The following is a 13,771-nucleotide window of genomic DNA, read 5'->3' as shown; positions in this document are numbered from 1 at the left end:
CCCAGTGCCTGTGCGCCTCTTATATCGTTACTCGCTTCTTTGCCCGTTCCCGCTTTTGCGCGTAGGTCACGAAGCTGAGAATCGGACTTCGCGATTCTAGCTGCGAGTCGTGGTTAATCGTACCTAAAGTGCAATCCTGCAGCCGCGATGGGCACGCCGCAATCGTCAACGACGAGTTTGGTCGAGTGCAATTTTAGCCCAGACTTTCTCGTCGCGATGCGGCGGATTACAGATGCAAGCTCACCTACAATTTCAATTTGTAGCCGGGCACGCGTTTTGTTCTGACGAATCTCCTGTACGCCGTCTCGAAGGTGCCGCTCATCAAGTTTCAACACATCGGCCGGTCGTTGGCCAGTGAGATAGGCCAAATCCATTGGCTCGCGCAACGGAACATCGGCTTTGTCCCATAGCTTGGCAGGGTTGGGTACAGAGACCCCTTTCGCTGTCTAATCGTTTCTGCGTGCCGTCGCCTCGATCTCATCGGTGTCCCACCTCCCGCGCCGCGTCGCTTCCGCCAGCATCCCCAAAGTCAACGGGAGTCGTTGCGATTGCCGAAGCCGCTTTGAAAACAGTCTGACCAAAGACGACAACAACTCCTGACCCTCGGGGCCGAAATATCGTCGATACGGGAAATCTTTGGCGTCTACGCTGAATGTCTCGGCCCACTTGTCGATGAATTCCACCGCGTCGAGGCCGGTGAGGCCGAGGTCCTGCTCCAGTCGGGACTCGGGCTGAAGATTCAGTTTGCCCCCGAACAGCGGTCGACCAAGTTCTTCGCGCGCGAATGTTTCCAAGCGTTGCCAGATATCGTCTTTCATGGCTCAGAGCAGCCTGTCTTCGGGCTTCACAATGCGGTTGTATGTCGTGACGGTATTACGCATGATCATGAACGCGTCGCGGGCGAGGAAAACTTCTCCCACGACCGGGATCGTACGCCCGACCCAGGCTCCGAGTCGCCGAGTAAATGCGATCCGGATGCCGGTTAGCCCGATGCCCATGATCATCGGAAGGCGAAACGGCAACATCTGCGGGAATAACGACCGCGCAGCGAGGGACGCGACCGACGTGCCTACTGTGGCTCCCGCGACTTTGCCGGCGACAGGGACGTCCGCCTGACCGAGCAGCACGGCCGACGCAGCAGCCAGATCGTCCAGACCGAGCTGCTTACGCGTCTCGTCGAGGGCTACCCATACAAACAGGTCGACGGGTTTCAAATTGTGGCGAGCGCCATAGCTGTATCGATTTTCACTCAAGTATTTTTCTCCCAATTGCGAGGGGACGCTGCTCTCTCAGCGTGTGCTACAACCCCCGGCGAAGGAAATACTTTAGCGTATCGACGAGAACTACTGTCGGCGCTTGGTCATGTTCCAGTGCGTAATCAGGCATCCGTGGATCTACCGAGATACCCATTCGCGACGCAGTCGATCAACCCGTCAGCGACATCCCCGGAAGCTCGAACTGGAATCCGCGCTGCTGGAAGCGTTCCACCACATGACCCCTGACAAGCGGATCTTCGTAATCCGGCGTGATGGAAATCTTCCTGTCTACGTGATTGATGGAGAGATACACATGCCCACCCGGTTCGAACCCGAACAGTTTGAAGTGCGCGTCGATAACCTCCATCCACGGGATGCAGGGCCGATCGGACCACGTGACCGGATCGGGTGAGCGTCGAAGCGGCAACCGAAGGGTGGTCTCCGGTTCCCGGCGCTTGGCGCGTGACTTATGATTGGCGTTAGCCATGGTCAACTCCTGTATTGAGTTGGTTGTGGTCAGCGGGACGCGAGTGCGTCAACACTCACGGCCCGCGCTTCATTCACTGCTTGGCGCTTCCCTTCTCCAAGATCTGGTTCCTGACGATCAACGCATCGAGCAACTCCCGCGCAAGCTCGCAGACATGCGCGGGCATCTTCGAAATGGCCTCTAGCTGGTCTCGTAGCACGCCGCTAGGCTCGCGCTCCCCATCATCGAACACAATCGCATCAGCACTCACCTGAAGCACGATGGCCAGTCGGCGAGTCGCATTCCATTTCGGGAACGCGGATCCATTTTCGAAGCGTCGGATTTGTATGGCGGAGAGCCCGACTGCATTCCCGAGTTCCCGTTGGGTGAAGCCGCGCGTGACGCGGAGCCGTCTCAGACGCTGTGAAAATTCCATATGCGGATCCCAAAATGAGGTGTACTGATTTCGAAACGATCTCTAACAGTTCGTCCAAAAAATTCCGGGAAGGAGAGATCGATTGGTCGAGGATCAATATAGACCGCGCCGATTATTGAGAGGGCAAATTGGCCAATCGGATAAGAAACACTGATGAGGCGCTGGAGGGGCAGCGCAGTGCATGAAGGAATGAGCGCGACCGCGATGAATGTCTCGACTCAGTCCGCAAACAAACATCGATCACATCTGCCTGAACAACCCCGCATACGCGCGGCTGACCGGCAGCATCTCCCGTTGCCCGTGCACGCGAATCCGCAAACGTCCCAGCATGTCGCGCTCGACCCGATCGATCGCCGCATACGCGACGATCACGCCGCGATGCACCTTCGCGAACCGCGCCGCGATGCGCCTCATCGTCGCCAATCGGGTCGGCATCGAATGGAAACGGCGTGTAACGTGCGCTGTTGCGCCCCCGTTTCGCTGTCACGGTCGCGTCACGGTGCACCCCTAAGGTTGCACGTTCCCGTCGCGGCGGCATCGCCGGATCGGGAACGTACGCAATCCGCTCGTGACGCCGTGCCCGCGTCGCAGGTGGGCAACCGGGATCTCGCTCCCGGCGGCGCAGCAGTCATGCATCGCGCCAATTCATTCGAAAACAGGATCGACGCCGATTCGAACCGGGTCGCGGACGATCAGGAGACAGGGACCATGCTGAGTCCGCACGAATTCTCGATGCTGTTGCGCATTGCACGTGCGCCGGACAGCGTCGATCAATCGAATCCGGCTTTTGCCGTGCTGGTCGAGAAGCGGCTGGTCGACGCTGCGCAGGCGCGCATGAACGCGGTGGCCGCGCGCCCGGCGCTGACGCCGATCGGCCAGATGCTGCTGGCGCGCTTCGACGAAGCCGCTTGAGGGGAAGCGTCACGCCTTCATCTGGACGAAGGGCGTGACGCGTTGCTACACCGCGCCGCTTACTGCGCGACCGGCACCGTCACGTCGCTGCCGAACCAGTGCATCGAGATCTTCTTCAGCGTGCCGTCCTTGCGCAGCGAATCCAGCGCGTCGTTGACCGCCTTCTCGAACTTCGGATTGCCCTTGCGGAACGGAATCGCCATTTCCTGCTTGCCGCCGTTCAGCACCGCACCCGCGCGCAGCGGCAGGTTCGACGTCTTGATCATGTACGGCAGCATCAGGCGATCGTCGAGCGTCGCCTCGATCCGGCCCGCGGCGAGGTCGCGCAGCTTCTCCGGTGCGCCCGGGTACGTCTGCACTTCGATGCCCGGCACGGTGCGCGCCATCTGGTCGTAGTTGGTGCCGAGCGTCACGCCGAGCTTCTTGCCCTTGAAATCGTCGAGCGACTTGAAGTTGCGCGTGTCGTCCTTGCGCTGGATCAGCTGCGCGGCCGAGTACGTGTACGGCTGGCTGAAGTCGAGCGCTTCCTTGCGCTGCGGCGTGATCGTGACCTGGTTGACGATCACGTCGAACTTGCCGGCCTGCAGGCCCGCGATGATGCCGCTCCATTCGGTCGGGATGAACTGCGTCTTCACGCCGAGCTTGCCGGCGACCGCGTTCGCGACGTCGACGTCGAAGCCTTCGAGCTGGCCCGACGTGCCGCGCGAGTTGAACGGCGGATAGGTGCCTTCGAGGCCGACGCGCAGCACGCCGGCTTGCTTCACCGAATCGAGCAGATCGTCCGCGTGCGCGGCGACGGCCGTGAAGCCGAGGGCCGATGCGAGCAGCAGGCCCGACAGCAGGAACTTCGAACGTTTCATCTCAGATCTCCAGGGTTCAGTGTTGTGTATGTGGTGAGCGCAGGGCGCCGGTCGGGCCCGGCGGGCCGCAATACGGGCACATAGACACTACTCGCAACCAAGCCGCGCCGGAAGTCGAATTGGCCCTGATTGCAATCGATTTCAGGGGGGCGCGACGGGTGAACGGGCTGGCCGGCGTCAGTGCGGGCGGCGTGCGGGCGGAATGAATGACGCGTCTTTAATTCCGGTGAGTTTTCAGGGACTGACGTAATTTCTCTGTAAAATCGCGCGAGCGAAATCCAATGCTCGCGCCATCCGAGGGCGCGCCAAAAGAAGAAAAGGCCGTTGCCATGAACATGCAGAACACAGTTGCCGCATTGCGCGGCGGGTTGCTTCAGCAGGACCGGCTGTTGAAGCTCGATACGCCGTTGGGGGCCAATGTCCTGACCGTGCAGCGGGCAGTCGGACGTTCGCGCATCGGGCGCGCGTACGGGTTCACGCTCGACGTGCTGTCGACCGATAGCGATCTGGAACTTAAAAAGCTGATCGCGCAGCCCGTCACGTTGTGGATCCAGCAGAGCGACCGCGGCTACCGGCCGATCAACGGATACGTGCATACCGCGCGCCGGCTGGGCGCTGACGGCGGGCTCACGACCTATCAGCTCGAGTTCGCCGATTTCACCCATTTCCTGAAGTTCCGTCGCGATCAGCGGCTCTGGAACGACACGACCGTCGACCAGATCATCAGCGACGTGCTGAACAAGCATCCGCAGGCGCAGGGCCATTTCCGCTTTGCGCTGTCGAAGCCGCTGCCGAACCGCTCGTACACACGCCAGCACGACACCGACTGGCATTTCGTGCATCGGCTGATGGAGAACGAAGGGCTCTACTGCACATGGCAGCAGGCCGACGACGGCAAATCGCATACGCTCGTCATCACCGACAACCTGCAGGCGTTCACGCCGCTGTCGCCGGAAACCGTGCGCTTCTATCACGGCGGCGCCGCGAGCGAGGCTGATGCGTTCACGCAATGGTCGGGCACGCGCACGCTGCAGAGCGTCACGCGTTCGACGCGTACGTTCGACTACAAGAATCCTTCGCAGCCGTCGAACCCGAAGGGCACGTCGCTGCCGACGATGGGCGGCCAGGGCGAGTTGCCCGACCAGCTCGAAGTCTACGAGTACACGGGCGCTTACACGTATCTGGACCAGACGCGCGGCGACCATCTGACGAAGGTCAGGATGGAGGAGTGGGAGTCGCAGGCGAAGCGCTTCCATGGCGCGGGCGGCGTGCGCGCAATCGACGCCGGACGGCGCTTCACGCTGGCCGATCATCCCGAGCACGATCGCGATCCCGCCGATCAGCGCGAGTTTGCCGCGATCGAGGTGGCGTGGTGGATCGAGAACAACCTGCCCGTCGCGAGCGACAGCGCGGACTTCCCGCACAGCCTGCGCGAGGCGTTGACGCAGGCGCAGGACGGCTACGGCGCCGATCCCGCGTTTCGCGTGCCGCACGACGATGGGTCGGCCGGCTTCTATCTCGTCGAAGTCGAGGCGCAGCGCGTGAACGTGCCGTATCGCAGCCCGTTCGACCATCACAAGCCCGAGATGCACCTCGAAACGGCGATCGTCGTCGGGCCGCAGGGCGAGGAAGTCTATACCGACGCACTGAACCGGATTCGCGTGCAGTTCGTGTGGGATCGTCTCAATCCGGGCAACGAGAACGCATCGTGTTGGGTGCGCGTCGTGCAATCGGATACGGGCGGCGGCTACGGCGGCGTGCACGTGCCGCGCATCGGCGAGGAAGTGCTGATCGACTACGTCGGCGGCGACTGCGACCGGCCGCTGGCGGTCGGGCGCGTGTACAACGGCGCGAACCAGCCGCAGTGGCATACCGACGGGATCCTGTCCGGATATCGGTCGAAAGAGTATTCGGGCGGCGGCTACAACCAGCTCGTGATGGACGACGCGACCGGGCAGAACCGCGTGCAGCTGATGAGCAGCAGCGCGAACAGCCTGCTGCATCTCGGCTACATCATCGACCACAGCGGCAATTCGCGCGGGTCGTATCTCGGCAGCGGGTTCGACTTGCGCTCCGATGCATATGGCGCGGTGCGGGCCAGTCAGGGCCTGTACGTGACGACGCATCCGAAGTCGGCCAATAGCCAGCCGCTCGACGTGAAAGAGGCGCAGCAGCAGCTCGTGACGGGCGAGAGCCTCGTCGAAGCGATGTCGGGCGTGAGCGAGCAGCATCAGGCGGAAAGCCTGAAGGACGCGCAGGACACGATGCGCGCGTTCACGGACGCGACGCAGGACAGCGCATCGGGCAGCGCGTCCGGCGGACGCACGGCAGGCGGCGGCACCGGCAACGCGAACGCGTTCAAGGAGCCGGTGATGCTGTTCGGCAGTCCGTCCGGTATCGGGATGTCGACGCAGCAGTCGGTGCATGTGGTCGCGAACGATCACGTGAACGTCGCGAGCGGACAGAGCGTGCATGTTGCCGCGGGCAAGTCGCTGCTGGCGAGTATCGGGCAGAAGCTGAGCCTGTTCGTGCAGAACGCGGGGATGAAGCTGTTCGCGGGCAAGGGCAAGGTCGAGATCCAGGCGCAGTCGGACAACGTCGAAGTGACCGCGCAGAAGGCGGTGAAGATCGTGTCGGCGACGGACCGGATCGAGATCGCGGCCGATCAGGGGATTTTGCTGACAAGCGGCGGCGGATATATCCGCATTCAAGGCGGGAACATCGAGATTCACACGCCGGGTGCTGTGGATGTGAAGGGCGCGTCGCATACGTTCGCGGGGCCGGCGAGCATGGGGTATCCGTTGCCGAGTCCGCGGCCGGATCAGCCGGGGCAACTGGAGTTGTTGCACAAGTACGTGAACGGCGAGGCGGTCAAGGGCGGGTTGTTCACGGTGAGAGACGTGAACGGCGCCGTGTTGAAGAAGGGCGCGCTCGACAATAGCGGCCATACGGTCGTGAGCGGCTTGCCGCCCGGCGCGGTGCGCGTCGAGTTCGGGAAGGATCCGCGCGAGTCGGACCAGCCGGCGAACTATTTCAAGCAGGCGAAGTGGCCGGCCGAGCCCGTCGAGCCGTCGCCTGAAGCTGCGCAGGCAGCGGCAACGGGGCAGCTTGCCAGCCAGTTGCAGGGCATGGCGCCTGCCGCGGCGACGGCTGCCATGGGGCTCGTGAGCGGTGGTGGCGCAGGCGCAGCGCTGGGCGGGCTGGCGAGCTCGGCGTTGCCGGCTGCGGCGACAGCGCTTGGCGGCGCGGGTGTGGCGTCTGCGTTGCAGACGGCCTCGAGCCTGAGCGGTGCCGCGAAGCAGGTGGCCGGAATGGTGCAGGCCGCACGCCAGGGTGGGCTCGCGGCGCTGGCCGCACCGGCTGCGAACGCGGCATCCGGGGCACTGCAGGGCGCATTGCCCGGTGTCGCCGGGATCGCGGGCAAGGGCGCGGCGACGGTAGCGTCGGCGGCCGGTGCCACCGGCATGAAGCTGCCGACGAGCGGGTTTGGCGGACCGCTGAAATCCTGAGAGGGCGGCGCGTCAGCCGTCAAGAACAACTAAATCACGATTTGAACGAAGAACGACATGGCACAACAACTTCCGCCGGACGCCGAGAAGGAACAGGCCGTTACCTGGCTCAGTGATATTTCGCCGAAGGATGTCGCGCAGGGCGGCAATCGCTTCGACGCGTGGCTGCGCAAGATCAGCGGTAACCACGTCACGTTCGAAGACGTGAAGACGGTTGCCGGCGCGGTGCCGATCGTCGGCAACATCATGGCGGCGATCGATGCGCTCGGCGATATTGCCGAGATCATTCAGAAGCGCGGCGGGAAGGTTCTCGACTACATGAGCCTCGCGATCAACCTGATCGGCATCATCCCCATTCCGCCGACGCTCGCGCCGTTCCGGATGTCGGCGCGTCCGTTGCTCGCACTCGTGCGAAACCAGTTGCTGATCACGCGCAGCAATCTCGGCGCGGCGCTCATTTCGGTGCTCATCACGCATATCAACGCGACCTGCGCGACGGAGATCGAGGACTTTCTGAACAAGCTGAAGGAAGGGCTCGGGAAGCTGCTCGACGGGTGTGCGGCGAAGGCGGAAGAGTTGATGGTCGCGATCGCGACGGGCATGGACAAAGCACTGCACGGCCAGCTCTTCGACAACAGCGGCAACCTTGAGCGCGCAAAACAGCTGGCGAGGAAGATGCGCGACGACCGGCCGTGGTACAGCCCGAGCCGCGCGCGTGACGGGATCAAGTTTGCATACGAGGGGTACACGGCGCTCAACAAGGCGGCCGGCAACAAGGTGACCGGGGCATTGGCAAAGCTCGCGCCGGATTCGTGGCTCGAGCCGTTTCGCAGCACGGTGGCGTTCTTGAAGACCGAGGCGCCGAAGGTCGCGTCGTCCATCCGTTCGCTGGCCGGTAGCGAGGAAGGCAAGATGATGTGGCTCGTCTTGCAGCTGATCGAGGCGGTAGGGCGCGTGAAGGCGCGTGCGAAGCTTCACGAGCAGAGTGCCGAGGTCAAGCCGGCGGGGAAGGGGCAGGCGAAGAAGACGCGGGGGCAAGAGGGGCTGGAGGCGACTCATGGGCAGGCGCCGGCGGAGGGGCCGGGTCGGAGCTGCCGCAAGGGGCGCGCGATCGGGGCGCCAAAAGGGGCATCGATCGGATCGATCGACTTCGCATTTGGTAACGAAAGATTCTCCCACACGGATTTTGATCTGCCGGGCGCATTGCCGCTGGTTTGGGAGCGCACGTACCAATCTCGATTATCAACATATGACAATGGAGAATTGGGCGCACGTTGGATCACGCCTTATACGACTCGCGTCGACATTTCGAATGGTCAGTGGCTCTATCGCGACGCGGAAGGGCGCAGCATTGAATACCGCGCACTTGCGGTCGGTGAGGTACACGACGATCTGGCGGAGGAACTTACGTTGTCTCGTCTCGACGAGACATGGTTGACGATCACGTACAGCCACAAGGCGTTGTATGTATACGAGCGCCGTGGGGATGCGTTCCGCCTCGCGATGCATAAGGATCGCGCTGGCAACACGATTACGCTCGACTATGACGCGCTTGATCGCCTGGCACGGCTGATCGACGCGAGCGGCAACGTGCTCGCATTCGAGAATGACCGGCATGGCAGGATCGTGCAGATCGAGCAGGTGCTTGAAGGCGGTGAGCGCCGTTCGCTTGCACGTTATGAATACGACACGGAGGGGGATCTCGTGCGCGCGATCGACCGCCATGGTAACGCTTGGGCTTATCGATACCATCGGCATCTGGTGACTCGCTACACCGATCGAACAGGGCGCGGGATGACCCTCGAGTGGCAAGGAGCAAACGAGGAAGACAATGCAAGCGCCAAATGCGTGCGCGAATATGCAGACGACGGCAGTCTCGACATTCGCCTTGTATGGAATCCGAACATTCGTTTGACTTATGTGACGGATGCACTCGGGCAGATGACTCGGTACTACTACAACATTCACGGTTGCATGTATCGGATCGCTTATCCGGACGGCAACGAAGAATGGTTCCGGCATGATGGGCATCACAACCCAGTATTGCACATCCTGCAGAACGGAAGCATTGAGCATATGTATTACGACGCGCGGGGTAATCTGACCCGGCACGAGCGTCCGGATGGTAGCGTCGTCGAGATGGCGTATGACGACAAAGATCAAATGATTCGTCTCGTCGATCCAAACGGACATGTATGGCAACGGAAATACGACGATGCCGGTAATTTGACTGAAGAGTTGGATCCTCTCGAACGAGCAACGAAGTACAGCTACAACGACAAGGGGCTGCCGGAGAAAATCATCGATGCCAAGGGGGGATCGAAGGCGCTTGAATATAACGAAGCTAGTCAACTGACGAGTTATACCGACTGCTCTGGCAAAAAGAGCGAATGGCAGTACGACGAACTCGGTCGCGTGATCGAGGCGAAGGACGCGGCAGGCGGGATGGTCACTTATTGCTATGGTCCAAACGGGCAACTCGCGGAGATTCGCTCACCAGCTGGAATCGAGCGTATGCATTACGACGCTGAGGGCCGGCTGTTGCGCCATACCGATCAACTTGAACGTTCGACGCGATATGGTTACGACGCGGTCGGTCGTATTGCGAGCCGTGCTGATGCCCTTGGACAGACGCTTGCCTATCGTTATGACCGTCTCGGACGACTGGCCGCGTTGACGGATGCGAACTTGGCGACGTATCAGTTTCACTACGATACAGCTGGTAGATTGATCGAGGAAATCGGTTTCGACGGGAAGTCGACGTGCTATGAGTACGATCAGGCAAGCGGCAGCCTTCTCACGGTAAACGAGGCCGGTAATGTGACGTCGATGGAGATCGATGGTAGTGGCCGCGTGACGAAGCGTGCTTCAGGCTCGAATGAAGAGCGGTTCGCATACGACCCCTCGGGGCGGGTGGTCGAAGCTGCGAACCGCAACAGTCGTGTGCAGCTCTTTTTCGATCCCGTCGGTAATCTCGTTCGGGAGCACCACGGCTATAGCGTGTTCGAGGAGCATCGCAGCTATGTCTGGCATCACGAATACGATGAACTGGGCAACCGGAGGCGGACCGTGCGTCCGGACGGGCACGTGGTCGATTGGCTGATGTACGGCTCGGGGCATGTGCACGGGATGCTGCTGGATGGCGAGGAGCGCTTGCAGATCGAGCGCGATGATTTGCATCGGGAGACGGTGCGGATGCTGTCGAGCAAGGTCGGACAACGCACGATGTATGACCCAGCGGGACGTATGCTGCAGCAGACGATTCAGCGTACGACATCGCCGGGACCGTTATCCGAGCGGCGATATCGCTATGACGCGGCGGGGCAACTTTCGAGTATTGAAGACAGTCGGAAGGGCGGGGGCGACTATCGATACGATCCGGTCGGGCGATTGATCGAGGCGATTAGCCCGTTCGGGAAGGAACGGTTTGCATTCGATCCGGCGAGCAATATCATCGATTCGGCACAACAGCAATTGGCGTTTCCCGCTCGACCTAGCCCCATGCGCCCGGAGGGCACGTTGCCGACAGAGGTGCCGAAGGTGCTCGGCAATCTATTGAAGATGTATGCTGGGATGGGCTTCGAGTATGACGCGCGAGGGAATTTAATCCGCAAACATACGCCGAGCGGGGAGCAGGAGTACGAGTGGGATGAGTTCAATCGTTTGCTGGCGGTGCGCGTCACGAATGCGTCGCAGCAGAGACGGGCGCAGTATTTCTATGACGCGTTCGGTCGTCGGATTGCGAAGGAAGTGAACGGTGAGCGGACCGTGTTTGGATGGGATGGCGATACGCTCGCGTACGAGAGCAATGGCGAGTGCGGCACGCACTATATCTATGAGCCTGGGACGTTCGTGCCGTTAGCTCAATATGTGGCGGAACCGGTGGAGGGAATTGCGACGCCGGTGCGGCGGAGTACCGATCGCTATGTCCCGGAGGAGGATCCGTTGCAAAAGATGCCGGAGCGTCGCGCGGCGGCGCAACTGTTCTATTACCACTGCGACCGGATTGGCACACCACAGCTGCTGACCGATGGCGAAGGTGACGTCGTGTGGGAGGCGTCTTACAAGGCTTGGGGCGAGGCGCGGGAAATAATTGCGCGGGTGTCGAAGGCAGCGGGCTTTGTACCGAGGAATCCGCTGAGATTTCAGGGGCAATTGATCGATGACGAGACAGGATTACATTACAACCGAAATCGCTATTACGATCCTGGCACTGGGCGGTTTGTCTCCAAGGATCCGATCGGGCTGAGAGGCGGGCTCAACGTCTATGCCTATGCTTCTAATCCTATCGAGTGGGTCGATCCGCTAGGGTTGTCGCCTTGCGACTGCCTGACTAAGACTGAATGCAAACTCCTTTTGGCCAAGATATATCTTAAGGCCTTGGGTCAGAAGAAAGCCGACGGTAGCCGAGGGCTGCAGGAAAGAATCGATCATCTGAAGGAGGATACGTATAAGCTTTACGATTTTGCGCCGAAGATGGGTGATAAGCGAGATTATGGTGCGCTTGCAGGAAAAGGGACTTATGAAGGGCACGTAAAGGCGGCGCAGCAATTGCAGAGTGGACTCAGGCAGAACATCAAAGATTTTGACGAGGGTGGGTGCTCCAATTTTTATACAATCCCTCAAAAAGTCCGCACCGTTGCGTTTGATGCCGACATTCCTACTGCTCCGGAGGGTAGATAGTGGATTTTAATGATGTGATCTTCGCGGTCAGTGCGGATTGTTATTCGAGTGTGCTCATCCCGGAAGCGAGTTGCGAGGAGCGGGATAAGTTGAAATTGGTCGCTCGCGAGGCAGTGGGCGTTGTTCTTGATGGAGCCCGCGATTATTATATGGAGGCAAATTTATCTCCTGCAAAGCTCGTGAAGAACAAGGAGTTTTTCTGGAGATTAATGAGCGAGAGAAATGTTGCGGCTGATGTGGCCTTGAGGTTGCATTTTTTTGAAGAGGTCATTGTCAATCGTGACGAAGTCCGCGAATCGGCGGCGGCACTTATCGGTAGCGTGTCTGCTCGATTGAGGTGGTTGCATACAGACAGTTTTTCGATTGAGATCGATGATGATCTAATAGAGGCGGTTGCTGCAATACAGGACGAGACGTTCGATCAGAATGAGGTCGGCCAGATTGGTTGGCGTGAAATAAACAGGATCTGGGATAACGCGGACTCTGAGTGGGATCGGTATTTGGCTGATGTTATGTGCGATGTGCCAGACTCAATCTGCGTGACTGTGAATGGTTTGCTTAATTCTGAAAATTCCTTGAATTATCTGCTGAAATGGAAGCGAGGGATTTCAAGTGCGGATTTTTTGTTGATAATTGATGCCATCGAGCGTCAGGCCATAAGCGAGTTGACTACAAATAAAAATGTGGAAAGTCGAGTTGTGGAAATGCTGGGGCTATTGAGAAAGTAGATCTGATGCGTGATTCATTGTGGTCTATTCCTATAATTTGAAAGTTGACTTGGGTGTGATCTGATGAGTCCGTCGGTGCGAATTGCCTTTGCCTCTTTTATCCTCCTCGCGCTTTCGGTAACATCATACGCCGACGATTTTCGACCAAGAGCCGCTGCAGCCCCTGATCTGGCTCATCCGAAGCTCTTTAAAACCAACGGTCTGAGCTTCCAGCTCCCGGCAGACTGGCGGGTCACGGCAAACGACCGACTTCAGGATACCGACGGCCGAGGAATCAGCATCGAAGCCGACAAATCCGCATTCGAAGTACTGAATCTGGACGTCGTTGTTCAAGTGCTGCGAACCAAGGTCGCACCTTCATTCGAAGGCACAGCGCAGTACCTCTACGAGAGCCAGGTGGACGACAAACCCGCTCAGTACACGAAGCCGGACTTTGCGCCTTTCATGCTGAACGACAAGTATCCGGCGCTTGCTTCACGCTATACGCACAACATCTTCAAGCAAGACGAACTCTATGCACATCGTCTCGATCTCGTTACAAGCAAGGTCTGCGGCAACGGATGGACCTGCGTTGTCTTCTCGTCGGGATTGGCTGCGAATGAAAGTGCCGCGAAGCAGGGCATGGCAAAGATCTATGAAACGATCCGCTATCAACCCTGACTTTCGGCGTCGGTGATGGTCCACTACGCTTCTCTCGACGCTGCGTTTCGGGCACATCCGATCCGGATCGCAGACTGGGGATACATGCTCTGCCGAGAGGGCGAACTCGCTGCATCGGGCGCAGTGTTTTTCGACGACGTCGAAGATCCTAGGTACTGCAGGCGCGCCGCGTTTGCGGGAAGGGCCGGCAACCTGATCGCGTTGACCATTTACGCCGCTTCAACGTGTGGCAGCGTGCTGTTGCGGATTCAACCGGTCGAT

At 59.9% G+C, this 13,771-nt stretch carries 11 protein-coding genes and 1 pseudogene; 6 read left to right on the top strand and 6 right to left on the bottom strand.

What is annotated here, in order from left to right:
* Positions 1-446: 446 nt before the first annotated feature.
* The 5 genes and pseudogenes from VL15_RS35120 to VL15_RS35100 form a co-directional block, all read right to left on the bottom strand.
* Positions 447-818 (bottom strand): DUF1493 family protein, encoded by a 372-nt coding sequence (locus tag VL15_RS35120; protein ID WP_048251392.1) that lies wholly within the window; start codon positions 816-818, stop codon positions 447-449.
* A gap of 3 nt (positions 819-821) precedes the next feature.
* Positions 822-1,253 carry an STM2901 family protein gene (locus VL15_RS35115; RefSeq protein WP_048251444.1) on the bottom strand — a complete coding sequence of 144 codons (432 nt, stop codon included), beginning with the start codon at positions 1,251-1,253 and terminating at the stop codon, positions 822-824.
* 172 nt (positions 1,254-1,425) lie between these two features.
* Positions 1,426-1,743 (bottom strand): hypothetical protein, encoded by a 318-nt coding sequence (locus VL15_RS41180; RefSeq protein ID WP_080971056.1) that lies wholly within the window; start codon positions 1,741-1,743, stop codon positions 1,426-1,428.
* A gap of 73 nt (positions 1,744-1,816) precedes the next feature.
* The gene (locus VL15_RS35105) at positions 1,817-2,158 is read right to left on the bottom strand and encodes a helix-turn-helix domain-containing protein (RefSeq protein ID WP_048251391.1); all 342 of its coding nucleotides are present in this window, start codon (positions 2,156-2,158) and stop codon (positions 1,817-1,819) included.
* A gap of 240 nt (positions 2,159-2,398) precedes the next feature.
* Positions 2,399-2,623: pseudogene (locus VL15_RS35100) on the bottom strand (LytTR family DNA-binding domain-containing protein); the annotation flags it as partial.
* 243 nt (positions 2,624-2,866) lie between these two features.
* On the opposite strand from VL15_RS35100, the gene VL15_RS35095 reads away from it, so the two are divergent.
* On the top strand, positions 2,867-3,070 hold the full coding sequence (locus VL15_RS35095) for a hypothetical protein (protein WP_048251442.1): 204 nt from the start codon (positions 2,867-2,869) through the stop codon (positions 3,068-3,070).
* Between the two features lie 59 nt (positions 3,071-3,129).
* On the opposite strand, the gene VL15_RS35090 is transcribed toward VL15_RS35095, so the two are convergent.
* Complete coding sequence (locus VL15_RS35090; protein ID WP_048251389.1) at positions 3,130-3,930, bottom strand: transporter substrate-binding domain-containing protein; 801 nt, start codon at positions 3,928-3,930, stop codon at positions 3,130-3,132.
* Positions 3,931-4,259: 329 nt separating this feature from the next.
* Here VL15_RS35090 and tssI point away from each other — a divergent pair, with 329 nt between their 5' ends.
* From tssI to VL15_RS43405, 5 genes are all read left to right on the top strand, one after another.
* A complete protein-coding gene (gene tssI, locus VL15_RS35085) occupies positions 4,260-7,439 on the top strand; it encodes a type VI secretion system Vgr family protein (RefSeq protein WP_048251388.1) in 3,180 nt (1,059 codons plus the stop codon).
* A gap of 57 nt (positions 7,440-7,496) precedes the next feature.
* Positions 7,497-12,122: an RHS repeat-associated core domain-containing protein gene (locus VL15_RS35080; protein ID WP_230684593.1), complete on the top strand. Its 4,626-nt coding sequence runs from the start codon at positions 7,497-7,499 to the stop codon at positions 12,120-12,122.
* Entirely contained in the window at positions 12,122-12,850 is a 729-nt protein-coding gene (locus VL15_RS35075) for a hypothetical protein (protein WP_048251387.1), read from the top strand. The genes VL15_RS35080 and VL15_RS35075 overlap by 1 nt, the downstream gene beginning before the upstream one ends.
* Before the next feature lie 63 nt (positions 12,851-12,913).
* Positions 12,914-13,510, top strand: a complete 597-nt coding sequence (locus VL15_RS42335) for a hypothetical protein (RefSeq protein ID WP_230684592.1) — start codon at positions 12,914-12,916, stop codon at positions 13,508-13,510.
* Between the two features lie 15 nt (positions 13,511-13,525).
* Positions 13,526-13,771, top strand: a 246-nt coding sequence (locus VL15_RS43405; protein ID WP_048251384.1) for a hypothetical protein, incomplete at its 3' end; no start/stop codon positions are given.

Origin of the sequence: Burkholderia cepacia, from assembly GCF_001039005.1 — a bacterium.
In the GTDB taxonomy this organism is placed as follows: Bacteria; Pseudomonadota; Gammaproteobacteria; order Burkholderiales; family Burkholderiaceae; genus Burkholderia; species Burkholderia theae.
The sequence above is the reverse complement of the archived record's forward strand: the minus strand, read 5'-3'. Positions and strand labels throughout refer to the sequence as shown.

Coding starts and splice junctions, on each gene's coding strand:
- VL15_RS42335 (WP_230684592.1), top strand. CDS start 12,914: ATGAGTCCGTCGGTGCGAATTGCCTTTGCCTCTTTTATCCTCCTCGCG.
- VL15_RS35105 (WP_048251391.1), bottom strand. CDS start 2,158: ATGGAATTTTCACAGCGTCTGAGACGGCTCCGCGTCACGCGCGGCTTC.
- VL15_RS41180 (WP_080971056.1), bottom strand. CDS start 1,743: ATGGCTAACGCCAATCATAAGTCACGCGCCAAGCGCCGGGAACCGGAG.
- VL15_RS35080 (WP_230684593.1), top strand. CDS start 7,497: ATGGCACAACAACTTCCGCCGGACGCCGAGAAGGAACAGGCCGTTACC.
- tssI (WP_048251388.1), top strand. CDS start 4,260: ATGAACATGCAGAACACAGTTGCCGCATTGCGCGGCGGGTTGCTTCAG.
- VL15_RS35095 (WP_048251442.1), top strand. CDS start 2,867: ATGCTGAGTCCGCACGAATTCTCGATGCTGTTGCGCATTGCACGTGCG.
- VL15_RS35120 (WP_048251392.1), bottom strand. CDS start 818: ATGAAAGACGATATCTGGCAACGCTTGGAAACATTCGCGCGCGAAGAA.
- VL15_RS35090 (WP_048251389.1), bottom strand. CDS start 3,930: ATGAAACGTTCGAAGTTCCTGCTGTCGGGCCTGCTGCTCGCATCGGCC.